We start from the raw sequence: 21,576 nt of genomic DNA on the forward strand, positions 1-21,576 counted from the left end.
GGGGTCTGGAAGTCCACGGTACCGGTGGTCTCGCCGGCCTTGATGGTGATGGTCTGGCCGTTGGACAGGGTCACGGTGACCGGCGTTTGCGCCGGGTTGCTCAAGGTCACGGTATAGGTGATCACACCGCCTTCGCTCACGCTCGGCGTTGCGGTCAGCGTGGCGGTGGTGTTGTCGATGGTGTCGGTGACTTCGGTCACCGCCGGGCGCGTGTCCGGGGTGACGACCAAGCCATTGCCACCGCTGGTGCCGGTGATGGAGGCGGAAATCTCGCCGCCGTCGACATACACCGTGTCATTTGGTGCGATGGTGACATTGACGCTGCCGCTGGTTTGGCCAGCCGGAATCACGATGACAGCGCCGTTGGACAGGGTCACGGTCAGGTTCGTCAGTGGCGGCTGGCCCACCGTAGCGGTGTAGACGATTACGCCACCTGCTTCGGTGATCGAAGGGGTGGCGGTCAGGATCAGGCCAGTCGCGACGGGGAGATTGTCGGTCGTCGTGCCGTTGGGGTCGAGCCCGCCGATTTCCTCGTTGGCCTGCGCGATGGCAAAGCCCAGCGGATCGGTCGGGAAGCCGATGGTCGGGTCCACGGCCCCCGCGGTCTCCTCGAGCATCACGAAGCTATGGCCGCCCCCCAGGGCGCCGTTGCCACCCGCCGAGGCCGGGCCTGCTGCAGGCGCCTCCAGTTCGGTGGTCGGGTCGAGGCCTGCGGCAATGGCCTGTTGCAGTTCTTCCACGGAGGGGGCCGCCTGGGCGGTCGCCTGGCTCAAGTCGGCAGTGCTGTCGGGCGTGTCGGCGCTCCATTGGGTGTCGCGGCCCAGGTCGAGCAGGCGGCCATCAGCCAGCTCCAGGGTGACGGCACCACCCGGGCCGGTCAGTACCTGCTCGCCGGCGAACAGGCGGTCGCCTTCGACCAGTACACGGCGGATACCTTCAGGGGATTCTGCGATGACTTGGCCAACAATGCTTTTGACGATAGCAACAACACTGCTCATTGGACTCTCCGGGTTTCCCGTTCAGATGGCTTCCATGCCCAGCCGATGTACGCGTGCGGCCTTCCGATGGAATATTTCAAAAAAGTTTTGACGCATTAATTCGTCAAATTTATGGCTATAATTTCTGGCTATTAACTTTATGCCAAACTATTGACCTTCTGGTTGCCATCCTAAACAATCGTCCAAGTAATGTCACATTGATATTTAACCGGCAGCCACCCTTCCTTCGTACATCCAGTACCCCTCCGGAAGTCCGTACTACGGTCCATCAGGCCGCCATTTTCCAAGGTTGGAACAGCTACGGCTGTGATTTGGGACAACAGCTCCCTCGGGAATCAGTAAAAATGCGTGCGTCACTGTTCACCGCTATTCCTCTGGCTTTCGCCGCCACTTTCGCCCAAGCACAAACCTTGCCTGAAGCCATGCAGAAGGCGCTCGAGGTGCATCCGGAAATCCAGGCCGGAGTCAATGCCCGGGTGGCTGCGGACTATCAACTGCGCGCCGCGCAGGGCGGCTATTTGCCGCGGGTCGACCTGACGGCCGGCTATGGTCGGGAGGGGACCGACAGCCCGAGCACCGGCAATCGATGGGAAACGTTGAACCGTGGCGAGTCCGCCGTGCGTCTTCGGCAAATGGTTTTTGACGGTTTCGCCACCTCCAGCGAGGTCGGACGTCAACAAGCCACCGTCAACGCCCGTGCCTACTCGCTGATGGGGACTTCCGAGCGCACCGCGTTGACGGTCGCCCAGGTGTACCTGGATGTATTGGCGCGTCGCGAGATGGTGCGCCTGGCCGAGGACAACCTGCGCAATCACGAACGCATCCTCGACCAGATCCAGCTGCGTACCAGCCGTGGTGTGGGCCGCATGGCCGACCTCGACCAGGCCGAGGCGCGTCTGGCCCAGGCGCGCAACAACCTGATTACCGAGCAGACCAACCTGGCCGATGCCAACACCAACTACCTGAGCGTGGTGGGCCAGATGCCGGATGAACTCAGCAAGCCCGCGCCGTTCATCGACCTGCTGCCGGCCAACCTGGAAGAGGCGCGCTTGCAGATGATCGAGAGCAGCCCGGTGCTGCGCTCGGCTGAATCGGATATCGCGGCTGCGGAGAAACAGTACGAGGCGGCCAAGTCCACTTTCTACCCTCGCTTCGATGCAGAACTCGGCCGCACGGCCGATAACAATCTGGACGGTGCCCGCGGCCACAACAACGAGTGGCAGGCGATGCTGCGCATGAACTTCAACCTGTATGCCGGCGGCAGCAACAAGGCCGACCTGCAGTCCAAGTCGTACCTGGCCAACCAGGCGCTGGACATTCGCAACAATGCCTTGCGCCAGCTCAATGAAGAACTGGGCCTGGCCTGGAATGCTCTGGACAACGCCAATGCCCAGTTGCCGATCGCCCAGCAATACGTTGACCACAGCAACCGTGTACGCAGTGCCTATCAGCAGCAGTTCAGCCTCGGCGAGCGCACCTTGCTCGACTTGCTCGACAGTGAGAATGAAACCTTCACCGCCCAGCGTCGTCTCGTAGAGGTAAAGAACCTACAATTGTTTACTCAGTATCGAATCAAGGCGACCATTGGCCAGCTGCTCAAGAGCCAGGGTGTCGTAGCCCCCATGGCCACCGTTGTGCAGAACGACCTGAAACCCAAGGTGAACCTTCCAGGCATGAACTGAAAGGCGCACCCGCCCCATCTAAACCAAGGATGAAGAGAGCGCCGCGTGGAATCCGAAGTCCGTCGAGTCCAACTCAGTCACGATCCACGCAGTCAGCATGACGACCCCTTGCTGGACAGTCTGCTGACCCTGTGTGTCCTGCACCAGAAGCCCGCCAGCCGGGCCATGCTGACCACCGGCCTGCCGCTGCCTGCCCAGCGCCTGAGCTCCGAGCTGCTGCCACGCGCGGCTGCCCGGGCTGGCCTGCAGGGGCGCTTGCTGCAGCGCAAGCTCGAGCATATCCCCAGTATCGCGATGCCGGCCATGCTGCTGCTCAAGGAGGGGCGCAGCGCCGTCCTGCTCGGCTGGGAGAACCAGGACACTGCACGTCTGCTGCTCAGCGAGAGCGACGGTGGCGAGGTGCATGTCAGCCGCGAGGCGCTGCTGGACGACTACAGTGGCTTGGTGTTCTTCGCCCAGCCGCAGCACAAGTTCGACGTCAACCACGGCAACCTGATCCCGCGTGCACGTTCCTGGTTCCGCGATACCCTGATGCGCAGCCGCTGGCTGTACATCGATGCCATCGCCGCGAGCCTGGTGATCAACCTCATCGCCCTGGCCGCGCCGCTGTTCGTGATGAACGTCTACGACCGGGTGGTGCCCAACCAGGCCACCTCGACCCTGTGGGTGCTGGCGATCGGTATTACGGGCGCCTATATCTTCGACCTGATCCTAAAGGGCTTGCGCAGTCTCTGCCTGGACCTTGCCGGCAAGAAGACCGACCTGATCATTTCGGCGACCCTGTTCGAGCGCATCGTCGGCATGGCCATGAAATACCGCCCCGCCAGGGTCGGCAGCTTTGCCCAGAACATCCATGAATTCCAGGGGCTGCGCGACTTCCTTGCCTCGCTGACCCTCACCAGCCTGATCGACCTGCCATTCACCGTCCTCATCCTGATCGTCATCGCCATCATTGGTGGGCACCTGGTGTGGATCCCGATCATTGCGTTCCCTCTGGCCCTGGGTATCGGCTATGCCCTGCAGAAACCTTTGATGGCCACCATGGAGCGGACCATGGCCCTGGCCGCCGAGCGCCAGTCCAGCCTGATCGAGACCCTGGCGGGACTCGATGCGGTGAAAGTCAACAACGCCGAAAGCGAACGCCAGTACATGTGGGAGCAGACGCTGGGCACGCTCAGCCGCCTGGAGCTGCGGGTCAAGATGCTGTCGAGCCTGGCGATGAACATCACCTCGCTGGTCCAGCAGCTGGCGGGCGTGGCGATGATCTGCGTCGGCGTCTACCTGATCATCGACGGCCAGCTCAGCATGGGCGGGCTGGTGGCATGCTACATGCTCAGCGGTCGCGCCCTTGGCCCGCTCAGCCAGCTCAACGGGCTGCTGGCGCGCTACCAGCAGGCCAAGGTGACCATGACCGCCACCGACCAAATGATGGAGCTGCCCCAGGAGCGCAATTTCGAGGAGCGGCCCATGAGCCGTCGCACCCTGCAAGGCGCCATCGAGTTCCGAGGGGTCGACTTCACCTACCCGAACCAGCAGAACCAGGCGCTCAAGGGTATCAACCTGAACATTCGGCCGGGCGAAAAGGTCGGCATCATTGGCCGCAGCGGCTCGGGCAAGAGCTCATTGGCCAAGCTGATCGTCGGCCTCTACCAGGCCGACAACGGCTCACTGCTGATCGATGGCGTGGACATCCGCCAGGTGGATGTCAGCGAGTTGCGCCACAACATCGGTTACGTGCCCCAGGACATCCAGCTGCTGGCCGGTACCCTGCGTGACAACCTGGTCAGCGGTGCTCGCTACATCGAAGATGAGCTGGTGCTGCAGGCAGCGGAGCTTGCCGGCGTGCACGAGTTCGCCCGGCTGCACCCGGACGGCTATGAGCTGCAGGTCGGCGAGCGTGGCCAGAACCTCTCCGGCGGCCAGCGGCAGAACGTCGCCTTGGGTCGTGCACTGCTGCTCAACCCGCAGATACTGCTGCTCGACGAGCCCACCAGCGCCATGGACAACACCGGCGAAGAACGCCTCAAGCAGCGGCTGCAGGCGGTGATCGAAGGCAAGACGGTATTGTTGGTCACCCATCGGGCCTCGCTGTTGTCGCTGGTCGATCGCCTGGTGGTCATCGACCGGGGGCAGATTGTCGCCGATGGCCCGAAGGCCGCGGTCATGGATGCGCTGAAGAAGGGGCAGATCAGTGTTGCATAAGCTGGATATGGGGCGTTTCAAGGACAATCTGCGCCGCTATTTCAAAGGCTCGGAATCGTTCGGCGGGCAGCCCTTGCCCGAGGTCAACAAGGCCCTGATCGAAGACGCACCGCGTGTCGTGCGCCTGACCATCTGGGGGGTGATCGCCTTCTTCGTGTTCCTGATCGTCTGGGCCAGCTTCGCCCACATCGACGAGGTCACCCGTGGCGAAGGCAAGGCCATTCCGTCGTCCAAGGTGCAGAAGATCCAGAACCTGGAAGGCGGCATCGTTGCCGAGATCTTCGCCAAGGAAGGGCAGGTGGTGGAGGTCGGCCAGCCGCTGCTGCGGCTGGACGAAACCCGCTTCGCCTCCAATGTCGGCGAAACCGAGGCCGACCGCCTGGCCATGGCCCTGCGCGTCGAGCGGCTGAGTGCCGAGGTGGAGGACCGTCCGTTGAAGATCGACGAAGCGTTGCGCAAGGCCGCACCGAGCCAGGCAGCCAATGAAGAATCGCTGTACCTGAGCCGTCGCCAGCAACTGCAGGACGAAATCGGCGGCCTGCAGCAACAGCTGGTGCAGCGCGAACAGGAACTGCGCGAATTCAATTCCAAGCGTGCCCAGTACGCCAACAGCCTGCGCCTGCTGCGCCAGGAAATCTCCATGTCCGAGCCGCTGGTAGCCCAGGGTGCGATTTCCCAGGTCGAGATCCTGCGCCTGCGCAGGGCCGAGGTGGAGAACCGTGGCCAGCTGGATGCCACAGCCCTGGCCATCCCGCGCGCCGAGGCGGCGATCAGGGAGGTTCAGAGCAAGGTCGAGGAAACCCGCGGCAAGTTCCGCAGCGAGGCCCTCACCCAGCTCAACGAGGCGCGTACCGAGCTGAACAAGGCCACCGCCACCAGCAAGGCGCTGGACGACCGGGTCAACCGCACCCTGGTCACCTCGCCGGTGCGCGGCATCGTCAAGCAATTGCTGGTCAACACCATCGGTGGCGTGATCCAGCCGGGCAGCGATATCGTCGAGATCGTGCCGCTCGACGACAGCCTGGTCATCGAGGCGAAGATCCTGCCCAAGGACATCGCCTTCCTGCACCCGGGCCAGGAGGCCACGGTCAAGTTCACTGCGTACGACTACACCATCTACGGCGGGCTCAAGGCCAAGCTGGAACAGATCGGTGCAGACACCATCACCGACGAAGACAAAAAGACCACCTACTACCTGATCAAACTGCGTACTGACCGCAGCCACCTGGGCACCGATGAAAAGCCGCTGCTGATCATCCCCGGGATGGTCGCCACGGTGGACATCATGACCGGCAAGAAGACCATCATGAGCTACCTGCTCAAGCCGATCATCAAGGCCCAATCGGAAGCCTTGCGAGAGCGGTGACCTTCGTTGGCTGCCCACAGGTGTCGGGCCTGTGGGAGCGGCCTTGTGCCGCGAAACGAGGGCGTAGCCCTCGCATATATTTATGCGTTAAAGATATTTAAATTATCTTTCTTATGACTTTATAGTCATCCCCACTGCGTACCTGCCGACCAATCGGCGCGCCGCACGACTCGAACCCACACGGGAATTTCCCCGTGCGTTTCTGATCGTTGCGCGCCCCTTGGTCGCGCATTGCGTGGGAGTGAACAGATGCCAGCCGCCTCGAACGCCTTGTCGTCCATCGACAGCGCCCAGCCGCAAACCTTCGATATCCGCCCATTCCCCGGTGCCGTCGGCGCCGAGGTCACAGGCCTCGACCTGGCCCGGCCGATCAATGCCGCGGACTTCACCCGGATCCACCGCGCCCACCTCGATCATCACGTCCTGGTGTTTCGCAACCAACACATCACCCCCGAGGAGCACATTGCCTTCAGCCGCCGCTTCGGCGAACTGCAGATCCATGTGCTCAAGCAGTTCCTGCTCGAAGGGCACCCCGAGATCCTGATCGTTTCCAACATCATCGAAAACGGTCGCAACATCGGCCTGGGCGATGCCGGCAAATTCTGGCATTCGGACCTCTCCTACAAAACGCTGCCCAGCCTCGGCTCCATGCTGCATGCCCAAGAGCTGCCCAGCGAAGGCGGCGACACCCTGTTCGCCGACATGCACAGGGCCTGGGACGCGGTGCCTGAAGCCTTGCGCAAGGTGGTCGAAGGCCGTAGCGCCGCTCACTCCTACACCGCCCGTTATGCCGAGGCCAAGTTCGAGGGTGACTGGCGGCCCACCCTGACCGCCGCGCAACTGGCCGAGGTCAAGGAAGTCATCCACCCAGTGGTGCGTACCCACCCGGAAAACGGCCGCAAGGCGCTGTTCGTCAGCGAAGGCTTCACCACTCGCATCGTCGGCCTGTCGGACGACGAAAGCCGCGACGTGCTGCAGCAGCTCTACGCCCTGAGCGTGCTCGAGGCGAACATCTACCGCCACCGCTGGCAGCCTCACGACCTGGTGTTCTGGGACAACCGCTCGTTGATCCACCTGGCCGCCGGCTGCCCTGCGCACCTGCGGCGCAAGCTGTACCGCACCACCATCCAGGGCGATGCCCCTTTCTGACGACCGAGGATATTCATCATGCGCAAATCCATCAGCCGCCTGGCGGCGAGCATCGGCCTGGGCGTCACCCTGGTCGTCGGTAGCCTGGCCGCCCCGGCGGCGGCCCAGGCCGAAGGCAAGATCCGCATCGCCGAACAGTTCGGCATCGTCTACTTGCTGCTCAATGTGGTCCGCGACCAGCAGTTGATCGAGAAGCATGGCAAGGCGCAGGGCGTCGACATCCAGGTCGACTGGGCGCAGCTCTCCGGCGGCGCGGCGATCAACGACGCGCTGCTGTCCGGTTCGGTGGACATCGCCGGTGCAGGTGTCGGCCCGTTGTTGACCGTATGGGACCGCACCAAGGGGCGGCAGAACGTCAAGGCTGTTGCCTCGCTGGGCAACTTTCCGTACTACCTGGTCAGCAGCAACCCGAACGTGAAGACCATCGCTGACCTGGGCGCCAGCGACCGCATCGCCGTACCGGCGGTCGGCGTCTCGGTGCAGTCGCGCTTCCTCCAATACGCTGCGGCCCAGCAATGGGGCGACAAGGAATACGCCCGCCTGGACAAGTACACCCTGGCCGTGCCGCACCCGGACGCCACTGCAGCCCTGCTGGCCGGCGGCACCGAGCTCAACGGGCACTTCTCCAACCCGCCGTTCCAAGACCAGGTGCTGGCCAACAAGAACGTCCACGTGGTGCTCAACAGCTACGACCTGCTCGGCCCGAACTCACCGACCCTGCTGTTCGCCACCGAGAAGTTCCGCAAGGTCAACCCCAAAACCTACAAGGCCTTCGTCGATGCGCTGGTCGAAGCCGCTGAATTCGCCCAGAAGGACAAGGCCGCCGCTGCCGATACGTATATCCGCGTGACCAAGGCCAAGATCGACCGGGACACGCTGATCAAGCTGATCGACAACCCGCAGTACGAGTTCACCGTCACGCCGAAGAACACCTACAAACTGGCCGAGTTCCTCTACCGGGTCGGCGCCATCAAGCACAAGCCCGAGTCGTGGAAGGACTACTTCTTCCAGGACGAACGCCCGCTGCAAGGGAGCTGATCGCCGATGACCGCCCCACTGCCAGGCCACGCGGCCAGCACCCTGAGCCGTATCGCCACGCCACCGCTGTTGCAGGTGGACGACCTTAGCCTTGAATACCGCACCGCCCAGCGCGTGGTGCGGGCCACCCACCAGGTCAGTTTCGAAATCGATCGCGCTGACCGCTTCGTCCTGCTGGGGCCCTCCGGTTGTGGCAAATCCACGCTGCTCAAGGCCGTGGCCGGGTTCATCGAGCCCAGGGAAGGGCAGATCCTGTTACAAGAGCAGCCGGTCAAGGGCCCTGGCCCCGACCGTATCGTCGTGTTCCAGGAGTTCGATCAGTTGCCGCCCTGGAAGACAGTGAAGCAAAACGTCATGTTCCCCCTGCTGGTGTGCGGCCAGCTCAAGCGCGCCGAGGCCGAAGAGCGGGCACTGCATTACCTGGACAAGGTAGGCCTGGCCAATTTTGCAGACGCCTACCCCCACACGTTGTCCGGTGGCATGAAGGCGCGGGTGGCCATTGCCCGGGCCCTGGCCACCCAGCCCAAGATCCTGCTGATGGACGAGCCCTTCGCCGCGCTCGACGCCCTGACCCGTCGCAAGATGCAGGAGGAACTGCTGCAGCTGTGGGAGGAGGTGCGTTTCACGTTGCTGTTCGTCACCCATTCCATCGAGGAGGCCTTGGTGGTCGGCAACCGCATCCTGTTGCTTTCGCCCCACCCGGGCAGAGTACGAGCGGAAGTGCACAGCCACCAGTACAGCTTCGGCAGCCTGGGCGGTGCCGACTTCCAGGCCAGCGCCCGGCGCATCCATCGCCTGCTGTTCGACCAGGCTCCTGAGGCGCAGGCCGCGGCGGAGCTTGGTTTCAACGATATCCGCATCGCCTACTGACAGGAGCTTGTGCCATGACGACCCTACCTGCACGCCAGGAATACGAAGTGCAGCTGGCGCCACTGCCCGATGTAACCCTCGAACGGCGACTGCCCATTGCCCAGCGTCTCTGGCAACACGGCTTGTTGCGAAAATCAGTGATCCTGCTGGTATTGGCGGTGGTCTGGGAAGGTATCGCTCGCTTCCAGGGCAACGACCTGCTGTTGCCCAGTTTCCTGCAAACGGCCACGGCGCTGTGGGATGGTCTACGTAGCGGCGAGTTGCCGGCCAAGGTGGGTGTTTCGCTGGTGGTCCTGCTCAAGGGCTATGTGCTGGGCATCGTCCTGGCTTTCGGCCTGACCAGCCTGGCGGTGTCGACCCAGTTCGGCCGTGACTTGCTCGGCACCCTGACGTCGATGTTCAACCCGCTGCCGGCGATCGCGCTGCTACCCCTGGCGCTGTTGTGGTTTGGCCTGGGCGACAACAGCCTGATCTTCGTCCTGGTGCACTCGGTACTCTGGGCACTGGCGCTCAATACCTATGCCGGGTTCCTTGGGGTTTCGCAGACCCTGCGCATGGCCGGGCGCAACTATGGGCTGCGCGGTTTGCGCCTGGTGCTGCATATCCTGGTACCGGCGGCGCTGCCGTCGATTCTCTCGGGGCTCAAGATCGGCTGGGCCTTTGCCTGGCGCACGTTGATTGCGGCCGAGCTGGTGTTCGGTGCCAGCAGCGGCAAGGGCGGGTTGGGCTGGTATATCTTCCAGAACCGCAACGAGCTGTACACCGACAAAGTGTTCGCCGGGTTGGCCGTGGTGATCGTCATCGGCTTGCTGGTCGAAGGGCTGGTGTTCAATAGCCTGGAGCGGGTGACCGTACGACGCTGGGGCATGCAGCGTTAGATGCTTTAGCCGGGGCTGCTGTGCAGCCCATCGCAGGCAGTCGTCAGCTCCCACCGAGATTGCGCCCCTCTCAAGACTTGCGAAATCACTGTGGGACTTGTCCCGCGATAGGGCCCACGCCGGTGCCTACTCCTTGTACAACGCCGCCGCACTGTTCAGCGTCTGCGCAATCTCCTCGCGCAGTGCCAGCGGCAATTCCACCATCAGCCCACCCCCTTGGCTCAACAGCCACCAGCGCAGCGGCCCGCCATCGCTGACCGTGGCCCGCAGACGGTGCCCATGCTCCAGTGCGGTGAGCTGCATGTCGCGGGTCAGCGGCGCCTCGCGCAACTGCCGGGCCAGCGCGTCGCTGATCCAGGCCTGCAGCGTGATGCCTGCCTCCTGCTCCGGCTGCAGCGCTTCGCTGCGCAGGTAGCCGTGCAGGTCGAAATTACCCCGCTGCTCACCCACGGCGCTGGCTGACCAATGCCAGCCGTACGGGATGCTCTTGTCGTTGCGTTCCAGCGGAAAGATCAATGACAGCTCGTTGAGGTCGCGTTCGATCGTGCGTTTGCTGACGCTGAAGCCCACATCGCGTAGGCGCCAGACCAGCTCGGCGCTGGTGATACCCGGGGAGCGGCTGGGCAGCTGGCGCAGCAGCGCCCATTGTCGGCTGAGAGTGGCGCGGGTGGTGGCGAACGGCAAAACGGAACGTCCTTGTCTAGGGTTGCCGCAATAGCATGGCGGCTGTCATGGATGCGTGGCAATTGGCCATTGCGTTGCTCAGATCAAGGAACCGACGTTTGGTTGCCTGGTTTCGATTCGTCCGCGACAGGTTCTGACGTGCTGTCGCGCAGAATCTCTGCCTCGCACAGTCGCGGTCGGATCTGTGGGTCGTTCAATGAGGATGAACATGTCTGCTGCCAGCAACATCCATTCGCTGCTCGCGCGCCTTCTACCCGAGCGGGTCACGCCAGCCCCGGCACGCCATGCCCTGCGTCATCGGCATTTCGTCGGCATCGGCCTGCCCAGCCAGCCCACACTGCCGGGCGAGCGCGCCAGGTTGGTCGCCCGTCTGGACGAGTCGAACGACCCGCAGCAGGTTTATCGCGACCTACGAGGCCAGGCACTGGAAGGCAGCGTGGCGGCGCTCAATGACCTGGGCTGGATCTGGCTCAACGGCAAGTACTGGCGCGCCGATACGCTGCTGGCTGGGCATCTGCTGCGCATGGCGGCCATGCAAGGCGACGCCATGGCCTGGTTCAACCTGGGCCAGCAGCACTATTTCGGCAAAGGCGTGAAGGTGTCCTACAGCCAGGCCGCGGAATGCTATCGGCACGCCTTCGAGCGGGGCATGTGCCACGCCGCAGCGGCATTGGGTGACCTCTACGAAGAAGAAGTGTGCGACCCAGCCCTGCAATGGCAGGTCGACCTGGCCGAAGCCTGCCAGTGGTTCCTGCGTGGGGCAGAACAGGGCGAGCCCCGTTGCCGCTTCGAAGTGGGCTACCGGTTGCTCCATGGCGTCCATGTGCAAGTCGATACCAAGGCCGCGTTGTACTGGCTGGAGCTGGCGGCGTCCGCAGGGGTGATGCAGGCGGCCGAGGAACTGGCGGTGCATTACAGCCGCCGCGACGGCGCCCGCTACCTGAGCTGGCGTGACCAGGCGATCGAAATGGGCAGTGCGCTGGCGCTGACCATGAAGCTGGAAGACCAGGTCCAAGGCTGAAGCCGACGCTCACATGAACAACAATTCATCCAGGCAACCTGTCGCCCCCGGTTGACGACAGGGGGAGGGCAGGGCGTAATATTGATAGTTAGCAAACTATGAATATCCTCGGTTTCTCACATGACACTTGATGCACTGCACATGAAAATCAGCAGCGGCATGGTCGTGGCTGCCCGCCATTGGCGGCGCATCTGCCAGGCGGCCCTGACCGGCTACGGGATTTCCGAGGCCTGCGCCGTACCGTTGCTGATGATCGTGCGCCTGGGCGATGGTGTGCACCAGGTGGCAGTGGCCCAGGCCGCGGGTCTGGAAAGCCCGTCATTGGTGCGCCTGCTTGACCAGCTGTGCAAGGCCGGCCTGGTGTGCCGCAGCGAAGACCCACTGGACCGCCGGGCCAAGGCCTTGAGCCTGACTGGCGATGGTCGCGCGCTCGCCGAGTCCATCGAGGGCGAACTGGTACGCCTGCGCCGGGAGGTCCTGCGTGGCATTGACCAGGCTGACCTGGAAGCGACCTTGCGCGTCATCCATGCCTTCGAAGCAGCCGGCCAGGTAGCCCCGGCATGAGTGGTTTCTTCAGCTCGGTGCCACCGGCTCGCGACTGGTTCTACGGCGTGCGGACCTTCGCTGCATCCATGATCGCTCTGTACATCGCCCTGCTCATGCAACTGCCGCGGCCCTATTGGGCCATGGCGACGGTCTATATCGTCTCCAGCCCGTTCGTCGGCCCTACCAGTTCCAAGGCCTTGTACCGGGCGCTGGGCACGCTGCTCGGGGCGGGCGGCGCAGTGCTGCTGGTACCGCCTCTGGTGCAGTCGCCGGCATTGCTGGCCGTGGCCATCGCCCTATGGACCGGCACCTTGCTGTTCCTGTCGCTGAACCTGCGCACGGCCAACAACTATGTGCTGATGCTGGCTGGCTACACCTTGCCGATGATCGCCCTGGCGGTGGTGGACAACCCCTTGGCCGTATTCGACGTGGCTTCTTCCCGCGCTCAGGAGATCTGCCTGGGCATTGTCTGTGCGGCGGTGGTCGGCGCGATCTTCTGGCCGCGTCGCCTGGCTCCGGTGGTGCTGGGCTCGGCCAACAGTTGGTTCAACGAAGCGATACGCTACAGCGACACCTACCTGGCCCGTGAGGTCGCCGCCGACAAGGTCGGCGGCATGCGGGCCGCGATGGTCGCCACCTTCAACAGCCTGGAAATGATGATCGGCCAGCTGGGGCATGAAGGTGCCGGGCCGCATACCTTGAAGAACGCCCGCGAGCTGCGCGGGCGGATGATCCACCTGCTGCCGGTGATCGATGCCCTGGACGATGCCTTGGTCGCCCTGGAAGGCCGCGCACCGGCCCAGTTCGCGCAGATCCAGCCGCTGCTGGAGGCGGCCCGTGGCTGGCTCGCGGGCACGGCCGAAGACGCTTCGCTGGCGCGCTGGAGCGCTCTGCATGAGCAGCTCGAGCGCTCGCAACCCAGTGCGGTGGCCATGGACCAGCGTCACGAGCTGCTGCTCTCCAACGCCTTGTACCGCCTGACAGAGTGGGTCGACCTCTGGCAGGACTGCTGCGCCCTGCAGCACGCTTTGCGCAAGGACGACGCCACGCCCTGGCGTGCGGTGTATCGGCACTGGCGCCTGGGGCGACTTACGCCTTTCTTCGATCGCGGCCTGATGCTGTACTCGGTATTTTCCACCGTCACCGCGATCATCGTCGCTTGCGGCCTGTGGATCCTGCTCGGCTGGAACGATGGTGGCAGCGCGGTGATCCTCGCCGCGGTGGCCTGCAGTTTCTTCGCCGCCATGGACGACCCGGCACCGCAGATCTATCGGTTCTTCTTCTGGACGCTGATGTCGGTGATCTTCTCCAGCGTCTATCTGTTCCTGGTACTGCCCAACCTGCACGATTTTCCGATGCTGGTGCTGGCCTTCGCCGTGCCGTTCATCTGCGTCGGCACGCTCACCGTGCAGCCGCGGTTCTACCTGGGCACGCTGCTGACCATCGTCAACACAGCCACCTTCATCAGTATCCAGGGGGCCTACGACGCGGACTTCCTGACGTTCATCAACGCCAACATGGCCGGCCCGGTCGGCTTGCTGTTCGCCTTCATCTGGACCCTGTTGCTGCGCCCGTTCGGTGTGGAGCTGGCGGCCAAGCGCCTGACCCGCTTCAGCTGGCGCGACATCGTCGAGATGACCCAGCCGGCGACGTTGGCCGAGCATCGCCAAGTGGGCGTGCAGATGCTCGACCGCTTGATGCAGCACCTGCCGCGCCTGTCCCAGACCGGCCAGGACAGCGGCGTGGCCCTGCGCGACCTGCGCGTGGGGCTCAACCTGCTGGACTTGCTGGCCTATATGCCGCGGATAGGTGAACAGGCCCGTGAGCACCTGCAGACCGTGGTCGAGGAAGTGGGCGCCCACTATGCCGCCTGCCTGCGCGCCAATGAACGCCTGCACGCCCCGGCGGCGCTGCTGCGCAACATGGAGCGCGCCCGCCAGGCGCTGGCCCTGAACGCGCAGCATGACCGTGGCGATGCCCGCGTGCACCTGTTGCATGCCCTGAGCGGCCTGCGCCTGGCCCTGTTGCCTGGCGTTGAAGTGATGCTCGAGCCTGCCGACCAACCGCAACTGCCCCCCGGCATCGATGGAGCGCCCTTGTGATCGGTGATCTGGATATCAGCGGGGTGTTCCTGCCCACGCTGCTGGTGATGATGGTCTTCACCTACCTGCTGTTCCTGGGCGTGCACGCCGTGCTGGTGCGCCTGCAGTTCTACCGCCTGGTCTGGCACCGGGCGCTGTTCAACGTTGCCCTTTACGCCGTGCTGCTTGGCGCGGTGGATCACTTTTGCCGAAACCTGATGGTGCCATGAAAAAACCGTTGTTGACCCTGGGCCGCGTGGTCCTGACATTGCTGGTGGTGACCTTCGCAGCCGTGCTGGTCTGGCAGATGGTCGTGTATTACATGTTCGCGCCCTGGACCCGCGACGGGCACATCCGTGCCGACGTGATCCAGATCGCCCCGGACGTCTCCGGGCTGATCCAGAAGGTCGAGGTGCGTGACAACCAGATGATCAAGCGCGGCGACGTGCTGTTCACCATCGACCAGGACCGCTTCACCCTCGCCCTGCGCCAGGCCAAGGCGACCCTGGCCGAACGCCAGGAGACCCTGGCCCAGGCCTCTCGTGAGGCGCGGCGAAACCGCAAACTGGGCAACCTGGTGGCGGCCGAGCAGCTGGAGGAGAGCGAGTCCCGCGAAGCCCGCGCCCGCTCGGCGGTAAGCGAGGCCCAGGTGGCGGTGGATACCGCCCAGCTCAACCTCGACCGCTCGGTGGTGCGCAGCCCCGTCGACGGCTACCTCAACGACCGCGCGCCACGTGCCCACGAGTTCGTCACCGCTGGCCGGCCGGTGCTGTCGGTGGTCGACAGCGCCTCCTACCACGTCGATGGCTACTTCGAGGAAACCAAGCTCAGCGGGATTCATATCGGCGATGCCGTCGATATCCGTGTGATGGGTGACAACACCCGCCTGCGTGGCCACGTGCAGAGCATGGCCGCCGGCATCGAGGACCGTGACCGCAGCAGCGGCGCCAACCTGTTGCCCAACGTCAACCCGGCCTTCAGCTGGGTGCGCCTGGCCCAGCGCATCCCGGTCCGCATCGCCTTCGACGATGTACCGGAGGACTTTCGCATGATCGCCGGGCGTACCGCCACGGTGTCGATCATCGAGGGCCAGCGGCCATGAAACACCTGATGCTGGTTGGCCTGGCACTGTCGCTGGGGGCATGCGCCCTGGTCGGCCCCGACTACGAAGTGCCCAAGGATGCTGCCGTGCAACGCAGCGACCTCAACGGCCCGTTGCGCCAGGATGCAGACAGCGTGGTTTCGGCGCCGGTGCCGGAGAACTGGTGGCAGCTGTACCAGGACCCGCGCTTGAACGACCTGGTGCGCCAGGCCCTGGCTGCCAACACCGAGCTGCGTGTGGCGGCGGCCAATATCGCCAAGGCCCGTGCGCAGGTAGAAGTGGCCGAGGCCCAGGGCGGCTTCAACGGCGGCATCAAGCTCGGGGCACAGCGCCTGCAGGAATCCGGCGAGGCCTTCCTGCTACCGGAGAAGGTACCGGTTGCCAACATCGGCGAGGCCATCATCAGTGCCTCCTACCAGTTCGACCTGTGGGGCACCTTCAAGCGCGGCACCGAGGCGGCCAAGGCCAATGCCGACGCGGTGCAGGCTGCAGCTGACACTGCGCGCATCACCTTGGTGGCGGACGTGGTCAAGGCGTACACCCAGGTGTGCTCGGCCAACGAGGAATATCACATTGCCCGCCAGTCCCTCGACCTGCAGGAGCAGAGCGTGCAGTTGAACCAGCGCCTGCGCGATGCCGGGCGCGGCGACGAAACCCAGGTCACCCGTTCGCAGACCCAGTTCAAATCCCTGCGCGCCGAGCTGCCGCGTTTCAAGGCAGAGCGCGAAGCGGGCCTGTATACCCTGGCAGCGCTGCTGGCCAAGCCGGTCGGGCAGCTGCCTGCCGGTACGGCCGAATGTGCCGAGCTGCCGCATATCGGCCAGCTGATCCCGGTGGGTGACGGCGCCGCGCTGCTCAAGCGCCGCCCGGACGTACGCCAGGCCGAACGCCAGCTGGCCGCTGCCACTGCTACCATCGGTGTGGCCACGGGTGCGTTGTACCCGGATATCAGTATCGGTGCCCAGGTCGGCACCATCGGTATCCTGGAGAACCTGGGCGACCCCTCGACCAACCGCTGGGGCTTCGGCCCGCAGATCAGCTGGAACATCCCCACCAACGGCACCCGTGCCCGCATCCGCGAAGCCGAAGCATCGACCCAAGCGGCGCTGGCCCACTTCGACGGCGTGGTGCTCAACGCTATCCGCGAGACCCAGACCCGCCTGGCACAGTACAGCGCCTTGCTGGACCGTCGCGATGCCCTGGCCGACGCCGAGCGCTCGGCGAAGGAATCGGCCGAGCAGGTCCACCTGCGCTATCAGGCCGGGCGCGAGTCGTTCCTGGCCGACCTGCAGGCTACCCGTGCCTACACCGATGTCCGTGCGCAGCTGGCGGCGGCCAACAGCCAGGTGGCCATGGGGCAGATCGGTGTGTTCCTGGCACTGGGTGGTGGTTGGAAACAACCCGCAGAACACTGACTCCGATCGCCGGCAAGCCGGCTCCCACCTGTCCCGCGCTGCGGTTGTAGACACCGCCGAACCGGTGGGAGCCGGCTTGCCGGCGATAGGGCCGGGACAAGCAACCCAAGATCCTGGAGTGGCTTTTGTGCTGCGATCGAGGGCAAAGCCCTCGCCTACCATTCCAATATTTGTCACAAGATTTTTCATGAAATCCGCCCGCGAGCCTTGAGCGAAAGGGAGTGGAAGTGAACAATGTTCTCTTTCGCATTTACTTCGAGACTGGCCATGACTTCCCGCTCCCGTCTGTTCGCCTGGCTGCCGGCCCTGTTGCTGGCGCCAGTGTTGGCGCTGTGCAGCACTTCGGCACTCGCCGAATCCCCCGCCGAGGCTGCCAAGGCGTTGCACCTGCTCGATTACATCGGTGCCGACTACCCACCGACCGTGCACGACGGCAAGGTGGTGGACGAAGGTGAGTACCGCGAGCAGCAGGAGTTCAGCACCGTACTGGCCGACTTGCTCGAGGGCCTGCCGGAAAATGCCGAACGCCCAGGGTTGGAGCAGGGCGTCGCGGCGCTGCGCCAGGCCATCGACCAGCGCCAGGACGGAGCGCTGGTCGCCAAGCAGGCTCGCCAACTGGGCGCGCGCCTGGCGGTTGCCTATGAAGTCAGCCAGGCACCGGTCATCACCCCTGACCCGGCCCGCGGCGCCGCGTTGTATGCGCAGAACTGCGCGATCTGCCATGGCGACAGCGGTGCCGGCGACGGCCCTGCCGGGGTCGGGCTCGAACCACCGCCTGCCAACCTGCGCAGTGTCGAGCGGCTCGACCAGCTGAGCCTGTTCGACCTCTACAACACCCTGGCCCTGGGGATAGATGGCACCGAGATGCCGTCGTTCGCCGACCAACTCGACGAGCGTCAGCGTTGGGACGTGGCGGCCTATGTGGCCAGCCTGACCGCCGATCCGCAGGCCGCCAAGACGGGCAAGGCCTGGAACCTGGCCGACCTGGCGCGCCAGACGCCGGCCGAAGTCGCGGCCAGCGAAGGCGTCGATGCCGTGGCCGCCTTCCGCGCCCAGCGGGCCCAGCCTCCGCAGGTCCAGCGGGGGCCGGCGCAGTTGCTCGAGTACACCGCCAGCACCCTGGACAAGAGCCTCGCCGCCTATCGCGATGGCGATCATGACCAAGCCTATGACCTGTCGGTGGCCGCCTATCTGGAAGGATTCGAACTGGTTGAAAGCTCACTGGACAACATCGATACCCAGGCCCGCAAGGACACCGAAAAGGCCCTGATGGCGTACCGTCAGGCGCTGCAGGACGGCCTGCCGGTCGCCCAGGCCGAACGACGCCTGGCCGAGGCCAAGGCCAAGCTCGATAGCGCGGCCAAGTTGCTGGGCAGCGATGGGCTGAGCTGGTCCCTGAGCTTCGTTTCCGGGCTGCTGATCCTGTTGCGCGAAGGGCTCGAGGCGATCCTGGTGCTGGCCGCAATCCTGGCCTTCCTGCGCAATACTGGCCAGCAGTCAGCGGTGCGCAGCGTCAATATCGGCTGGGGGCTGGCGCTGGTCGCAGGCTTTGCCACCTGGGCCCTGGCTGCTTATGTGATCGACGTCGGCGGCGCCCAGCGCGAGCTGCTGGAAGGCTGCACGGCACTGTTCGCCGCAGTGATGGTGCTGTGGCTCGGTGTGTGGATGCATGATCGACGCCATGCCGCAGCCTGGCAGGACTACATCAAGAGCAGCCTGGTCAGCGGCGGGGGGCGCTTTGGCTTTGCCGTGCTGGCGTTCTTCTCGGTGTACCGCGAGCTGTTCGAGGTGATCCTGTTCTACGAAACCCTGTGGCTGCAGGCAGGCCCAGCTGGCCACAACGCCGTGCTGGCCGGTGGCGCCACGGCGTTGGTGCTGCTGGTGGGCTTGGCCTGGGTGATCCTGCGCGGGTCGGCCAAGCTGCCGCTGGCGCTGTTCTTCAGCATCAACGCGGCGCTGCTGTGCGCGTTGTCGGTGGTGTTCGCCGGGCATGGCGTCAAGGCGCTGCAGGAAGCCGGCGTGCTGGGAACCCGGCCGGTGCCCTTCGTCGAGTTCGATTGGCTGGGCATCCATGCCGACGCCTACTCGCTGGGCGCACAGGTGGTGGCGTTGGTGGCTATCGTCGTGCTGTACGGACGCAGCCGTCTGGCCGAAAAGCGCCGGCCCGCGGCGAGCTGAAGGCGTACTATGGGCACTTTCAGCCCCGATTTCCAAGGAATACCCATGCGTGTATGGATCGACGCCGACGCCTGCCCCAAGGCGGCCAAGGACCTGATCGTCAAATTCGCTCTCAAGCGCAAGTTCGAGGTCGTCCTGGTGGCCGGCCAGGCCCAGATCAAGCCCGCGTTCGCCTGTGTGCGGCTGATCGTGGTTCCCAGCGGCATGGATGCGGCTGATGACTACTTGGTGGAGAACGCCGTGCCGGGCGAGTTGGTGATCTGCAGCGACGTGCCGTTGGCCGACCGGCTGGTCAAGAAAGGTGTGGCAGCGCTGGACCCGCGGGGGCGCGAGTTCGACGAGCGCAACATGGGCGAGCGGCTGGCGGTGCGCAACCTGTTCACCGAGCTGCGCGAGCAGGGGCAGGTCGGGGGAGGGCAGGCGCCTTATGGCGAGCGGGAGAAACAGGCGTTCGCCAATTCGCTGGACCGGATACTGACTCGGCTATCCAAGGGGTGAGTGATGCAGCACCTTGTAGGAGCGGCGCACCGCCGCCCCCACAAGGTGTCAGAGGCCTATTACTGCTCACCTTCGTGAGTCAGCTCCAGCACCCTATCCACCAGCTTGTAGATCCCACCGGCCGCCTCGCTGATCGACTTGGCGAGCATGTAGGCTGGGGTGGTCACCAGCTTGCGCTGGGTATCTTCGACGATGTCATGCACATCACAGTCTTCGTGGGTACCGCCCATTTTCACCACTGCTGCGCTGGTGTCGGCATCGTTGCCGATGGTACAGACCACGCCTGGGCCATAGATCTTCGCCGCCAGCGCCGGGGAAATGCAGATCAGGCCAACCGGCTTGCCGGCTTCGGCAAACGCTTCAGCCAGCGCCAGCACGTCCGGGTTCACCGTGCAGTTGGCGCCTTCGACCGCAAAGTTGGACAGGTTCTTCGCCGCGCCGAAGCCACCCGGGACGATCAAGGCGTCGAAGTCCTCGGCCTTGGCCTCGCGGATATCCTTGATGTCACCGCGGGCGATGCGCGCCGATTCCACCAGCACGTTGCGCGACTCCGGCATTTCCTGGCCGGTCAGATGATCGATCACGTGCATCTGCGCAATGTTCGGCGCGAAGCACTGCACCTGGGCGCCACGCTGATCCAGGCGCAGCAGGGTGATCACGCTTTCATGGATCTCGGCGCCATCGTAGACGCCGCAGCCAGACAGAATCACCGCAACTTTTTTTTGCATGCTCATTACTCCAGTGTCGAGGCGCTAACTGTCCTCTAGTTTGGCAGAACTCGTCACAGGGTTTCCCGCGCAGAGGCCGAAATCCTGTCTATTTGGAGTGCAGCGGCGGGGGCATGTTCCACGCCTGAACAGCGTATTGATGGCGCGAGGGGCGCTAGTGCTGGTCTGGGCCCTGTTCCTGGGAAACCGCCTCCGAGGCTTGGCTTGCCGCAGCCGCCTTGCGCTCGGCACGCAGGGTGCGGAAGCGTCGGCGCAGCCAGAGCAGGCCGCCCAACAGCAACAGGCCGCCGAGTACCCAGAGTTCATATTTCTTGACGTTGCCCAGCATGCCTTCGAGGATGGCGCCGAAGTGGTAGGCCGCCGCGCCCAAGGCCAGGGCCCAGACCGCCGCACCGATGCCGTTGAGCAGCAGGTAACGGCGTGGCGGGTAGCCGGACAGGCCGATGGCAACCGGCATCACCGTGCGCAGGCCGTAGACGAAGCGAAAGCTCAGTACCCAGATGTCCGGGTGGCGCCGAATGTGATCCAGGGCCCGATCGCCCATCGCTTGCCAGCGCGGCTTGCGTGCCAGGATCGCGCGACCATGTCGACGGCCCATGAAGTACCACAGCTGGTCGCCGGCGTAGCTGCCGAAGAACGCGGTGAGCACCACCAGATTGATGTCCATGTAACCGCGGAACGCAAGGAAGCCCGCAAGAACCAGGATGGTCTCGCCTTCAAAAAACGTGCCGAGAAAAAGGGCAAAATAGCCGAAATCCTGCAGGAATTGTTGAAGCATTTTCTGGGGTGCTAGCGAAATGAACGCGAAGCCTACCCCTTCGCGCGCGTTCGGGAAAGTGTCCAACTGTGTCTCGGCGTGAACATTTCCTACAAGAAAGACGACTCAGGCCGTCAGTCACAAGGTGCCTTTGGCTGTCATCCAAGCGTCATAATGGCTGCTTATAACTGTCGCGCCAGCCCGCCAGCGCGGGTTCAGGAGCCTTATCGTGAGCTTGCCTCGCTGCCCATTCGTCCCAGGTCGCCTTCTTGCGCCGCGACGTTCGGTCCCATTCCCCGCCCGGCGGGCCCGCAAAAATGACAAAGCGGTCTTTTCGCGTCGCAATGGACTTCAAACCAGCGAACACCGATGGCATCCTGACT

Annotated in this window: 19 protein-coding genes; 15 read left to right on the forward strand and 4 right to left on the reverse strand. The window is 64.3% G+C overall.

Annotation, left to right across the window (positions count from 1 at the left end):
* Window positions 1-998: retention module-containing protein (locus AC1MHZ_RS15330; RefSeq protein WP_482966578.1), on the reverse strand; the 998-nt coding region annotated here is incomplete at its 3' end.
* Between the two features lie 344 nt (window positions 999-1,342).
* On the opposite strand from AC1MHZ_RS15330, the gene AC1MHZ_RS15335 reads away from it, so the two are divergent.
* The 7 genes from AC1MHZ_RS15335 (at window position 1,343) to AC1MHZ_RS15365 (ending at window position 10,183) form a co-directional block, all read left to right on the forward strand.
* The gene (locus AC1MHZ_RS15335; protein ID WP_224457574.1) at window positions 1,343-2,680 is read left to right on the forward strand and encodes a TolC family outer membrane protein; all 1,338 of its coding nucleotides are present in this window, start codon (window positions 1,343-1,345) and stop codon (window positions 2,678-2,680) included.
* 45 nt (window positions 2,681-2,725) lie between these two features.
* Window positions 2,726-4,882 carry a type I secretion system permease/ATPase gene (locus AC1MHZ_RS15340; RefSeq protein ID WP_084856608.1) on the forward strand — a complete coding sequence of 719 codons (2,157 nt, stop codon included), beginning with the start codon at window positions 2,726-2,728 and terminating at the stop codon, window positions 4,880-4,882.
* 7 nt (window positions 4,883-4,889) lie between these two features.
* Window positions 4,890-6,248, forward strand: coding sequence for an HlyD family type I secretion periplasmic adaptor subunit (locus tag AC1MHZ_RS15345; protein ID WP_172403016.1), 1,359 nt, complete (start codon window positions 4,890-4,892; stop codon window positions 6,246-6,248).
* A 249-nt stretch (window positions 6,249-6,497) separates the two neighbouring features.
* Window positions 6,498-7,397 (forward strand): TauD/TfdA dioxygenase family protein, encoded by a 900-nt coding sequence (locus AC1MHZ_RS15350; RefSeq protein ID WP_482966579.1) that lies wholly within the window; start codon window positions 6,498-6,500, stop codon window positions 7,395-7,397.
* Between the two features lie 18 nt (window positions 7,398-7,415).
* A complete protein-coding gene (locus AC1MHZ_RS15355) occupies window positions 7,416-8,435 on the forward strand; it encodes an ABC transporter substrate-binding protein (RefSeq protein WP_482966580.1) in 1,020 nt (339 codons plus the stop codon).
* 6 nt (window positions 8,436-8,441) lie between these two features.
* Window positions 8,442-9,305, forward strand: a complete 864-nt coding sequence (locus tag AC1MHZ_RS15360; RefSeq protein WP_482966581.1) for an ABC transporter ATP-binding protein — start codon at window positions 8,442-8,444, stop codon at window positions 9,303-9,305.
* Between the two features lie 14 nt (window positions 9,306-9,319).
* Window positions 9,320-10,183, forward strand: a complete 864-nt coding sequence (locus tag AC1MHZ_RS15365; RefSeq protein ID WP_482966582.1) for an ABC transporter permease — start codon at window positions 9,320-9,322, stop codon at window positions 10,181-10,183.
* 126 nt (window positions 10,184-10,309) lie between these two features.
* Here the strand turns inward: AC1MHZ_RS15365 and AC1MHZ_RS15370 are convergent, their stop codons facing one another.
* On the reverse strand, window positions 10,310-10,867 hold the full coding sequence (locus AC1MHZ_RS15370) for a WCX domain-containing protein (protein ID WP_482966583.1): 558 nt from the start codon (window positions 10,865-10,867) through the stop codon (window positions 10,310-10,312).
* Window positions 10,868-11,075: 208 nt separating this feature from the next.
* Here AC1MHZ_RS15370 and AC1MHZ_RS15375 point away from each other — a divergent pair, with 208 nt between their 5' ends.
* From AC1MHZ_RS15375 to AC1MHZ_RS15410, 8 genes are all read left to right on the forward strand, one after another.
* Window positions 11,076-11,888 carry a tetratricopeptide repeat protein gene (locus AC1MHZ_RS15375; protein WP_084856597.1) on the forward strand — a complete coding sequence of 271 codons (813 nt, stop codon included), beginning with the start codon at window positions 11,076-11,078 and terminating at the stop codon, window positions 11,886-11,888.
* Window positions 11,889-12,008: 120 nt separating this feature from the next.
* Window positions 12,009-12,452, forward strand: coding sequence for a MarR family winged helix-turn-helix transcriptional regulator (locus AC1MHZ_RS15380; protein WP_224457582.1), 444 nt, complete (start codon window positions 12,009-12,011; stop codon window positions 12,450-12,452).
* Window positions 12,449-14,536, forward strand: a complete 2,088-nt coding sequence (locus AC1MHZ_RS15385; RefSeq protein ID WP_482966584.1) for an FUSC family protein — start codon at window positions 12,449-12,451, stop codon at window positions 14,534-14,536. Before AC1MHZ_RS15380 ends, AC1MHZ_RS15385 begins: the two co-directional genes overlap by 4 nt.
* The gene (locus AC1MHZ_RS15390) at window positions 14,533-14,745 is read left to right on the forward strand and encodes a DUF1656 domain-containing protein (RefSeq protein WP_084856592.1); all 213 of its coding nucleotides are present in this window, start codon (window positions 14,533-14,535) and stop codon (window positions 14,743-14,745) included. The genes AC1MHZ_RS15385 and AC1MHZ_RS15390 overlap by 4 nt, the downstream gene beginning before the upstream one ends.
* Window positions 14,742-15,617, forward strand: coding sequence for an efflux RND transporter periplasmic adaptor subunit (locus AC1MHZ_RS15395; protein WP_084856591.1), 876 nt, complete (start codon window positions 14,742-14,744; stop codon window positions 15,615-15,617). The genes AC1MHZ_RS15390 and AC1MHZ_RS15395 overlap by 4 nt, the downstream gene beginning before the upstream one ends.
* Window positions 15,614-17,032: an efflux transporter outer membrane subunit gene (locus AC1MHZ_RS15400; protein WP_084856589.1), complete on the forward strand. Its 1,419-nt coding sequence runs from the start codon at window positions 15,614-15,616 to the stop codon at window positions 17,030-17,032. Before AC1MHZ_RS15395 ends, AC1MHZ_RS15400 begins: the two co-directional genes overlap by 4 nt.
* 234 nt (window positions 17,033-17,266) lie before the next feature.
* Entirely contained in the window at window positions 17,267-19,210 is a 1,944-nt protein-coding gene (locus AC1MHZ_RS15405) for an FTR1 family protein (RefSeq protein ID WP_368829075.1), read from the forward strand.
* A 45-nt stretch (window positions 19,211-19,255) separates the two neighbouring features.
* Window positions 19,256-19,708 carry a YaiI/YqxD family protein gene (locus AC1MHZ_RS15410; protein WP_482966585.1) on the forward strand — a complete coding sequence of 151 codons (453 nt, stop codon included), beginning with the start codon at window positions 19,256-19,258 and terminating at the stop codon, window positions 19,706-19,708.
* A gap of 59 nt (window positions 19,709-19,767) precedes the next feature.
* Here the strand turns inward: AC1MHZ_RS15410 and elbB are convergent, their stop codons facing one another.
* Both elbB and AC1MHZ_RS15420 read right to left on the reverse strand, forming a co-directional pair.
* The gene (elbB, locus tag AC1MHZ_RS15415; RefSeq protein ID WP_084856584.1) at window positions 19,768-20,436 is read right to left on the reverse strand and encodes an isoprenoid biosynthesis glyoxalase ElbB; all 669 of its coding nucleotides are present in this window, start codon (window positions 20,434-20,436) and stop codon (window positions 19,768-19,770) included.
* A gap of 154 nt (window positions 20,437-20,590) precedes the next feature.
* Complete coding sequence (locus AC1MHZ_RS15420; RefSeq protein WP_084856582.1) at window positions 20,591-21,214, reverse strand: DedA family protein; 624 nt, start codon at window positions 21,212-21,214, stop codon at window positions 20,591-20,593.
* Window positions 21,215-21,576: the final 362 nt, after the last annotated feature.

The sequence above is a fragment of the Pseudomonas sp. FA-1 genome (assembly GCF_056856075.1).

Excerpts from the sequence above, each read along its gene's own strand:
- AC1MHZ_RS15335 (WP_224457574.1), top strand. The coding sequence starts at position 1,343 with ATGCGTGCGTCACTGTTCACCGCTATTCCTCTGGCTTTCGCCGCCACT.
- AC1MHZ_RS15345 (WP_172403016.1), top strand. The coding sequence starts at position 4,890 with ATGGGGCGTTTCAAGGACAATCTGCGCCGCTATTTCAAAGGCTCGGAA.
- AC1MHZ_RS15350 (WP_482966579.1), top strand. The coding sequence starts at position 6,498 with ATGCCAGCCGCCTCGAACGCCTTGTCGTCCATCGACAGCGCCCAGCCG.
- AC1MHZ_RS15355 (WP_482966580.1), top strand. The coding sequence starts at position 7,416 with ATGCGCAAATCCATCAGCCGCCTGGCGGCGAGCATCGGCCTGGGCGTC.
- AC1MHZ_RS15360 (WP_482966581.1), top strand. The coding sequence starts at position 8,442 with ATGACCGCCCCACTGCCAGGCCACGCGGCCAGCACCCTGAGCCGTATC.
- AC1MHZ_RS15365 (WP_482966582.1), top strand. The coding sequence starts at position 9,320 with ATGACGACCCTACCTGCACGCCAGGAATACGAAGTGCAGCTGGCGCCA.
- AC1MHZ_RS15375 (WP_084856597.1), top strand. The coding sequence starts at position 11,076 with ATGTCTGCTGCCAGCAACATCCATTCGCTGCTCGCGCGCCTTCTACCC.
- AC1MHZ_RS15380 (WP_224457582.1), top strand. The coding sequence starts at position 12,009 with ATGACACTTGATGCACTGCACATGAAAATCAGCAGCGGCATGGTCGTG.
- AC1MHZ_RS15385 (WP_482966584.1), top strand. The coding sequence starts at position 12,449 with ATGAGTGGTTTCTTCAGCTCGGTGCCACCGGCTCGCGACTGGTTCTAC.
- AC1MHZ_RS15395 (WP_084856591.1), top strand. The coding sequence starts at position 14,742 with ATGAAAAAACCGTTGTTGACCCTGGGCCGCGTGGTCCTGACATTGCTG.
- AC1MHZ_RS15400 (WP_084856589.1), top strand. The coding sequence starts at position 15,614 with ATGAAACACCTGATGCTGGTTGGCCTGGCACTGTCGCTGGGGGCATGC.
- AC1MHZ_RS15405 (WP_368829075.1), top strand. The coding sequence starts at position 17,267 with ATGTTCTCTTTCGCATTTACTTCGAGACTGGCCATGACTTCCCGCTCC.
- AC1MHZ_RS15410 (WP_482966585.1), top strand. The coding sequence starts at position 19,256 with ATGCGTGTATGGATCGACGCCGACGCCTGCCCCAAGGCGGCCAAGGAC.
- elbB (WP_084856584.1), bottom strand. The coding sequence starts at position 20,436 with ATGCAAAAAAAAGTTGCGGTGATTCTGTCTGGCTGCGGCGTCTACGAT.
- AC1MHZ_RS15420 (WP_084856582.1), bottom strand. The coding sequence starts at position 21,214 with ATGCTTCAACAATTCCTGCAGGATTTCGGCTATTTTGCCCTTTTTCTC.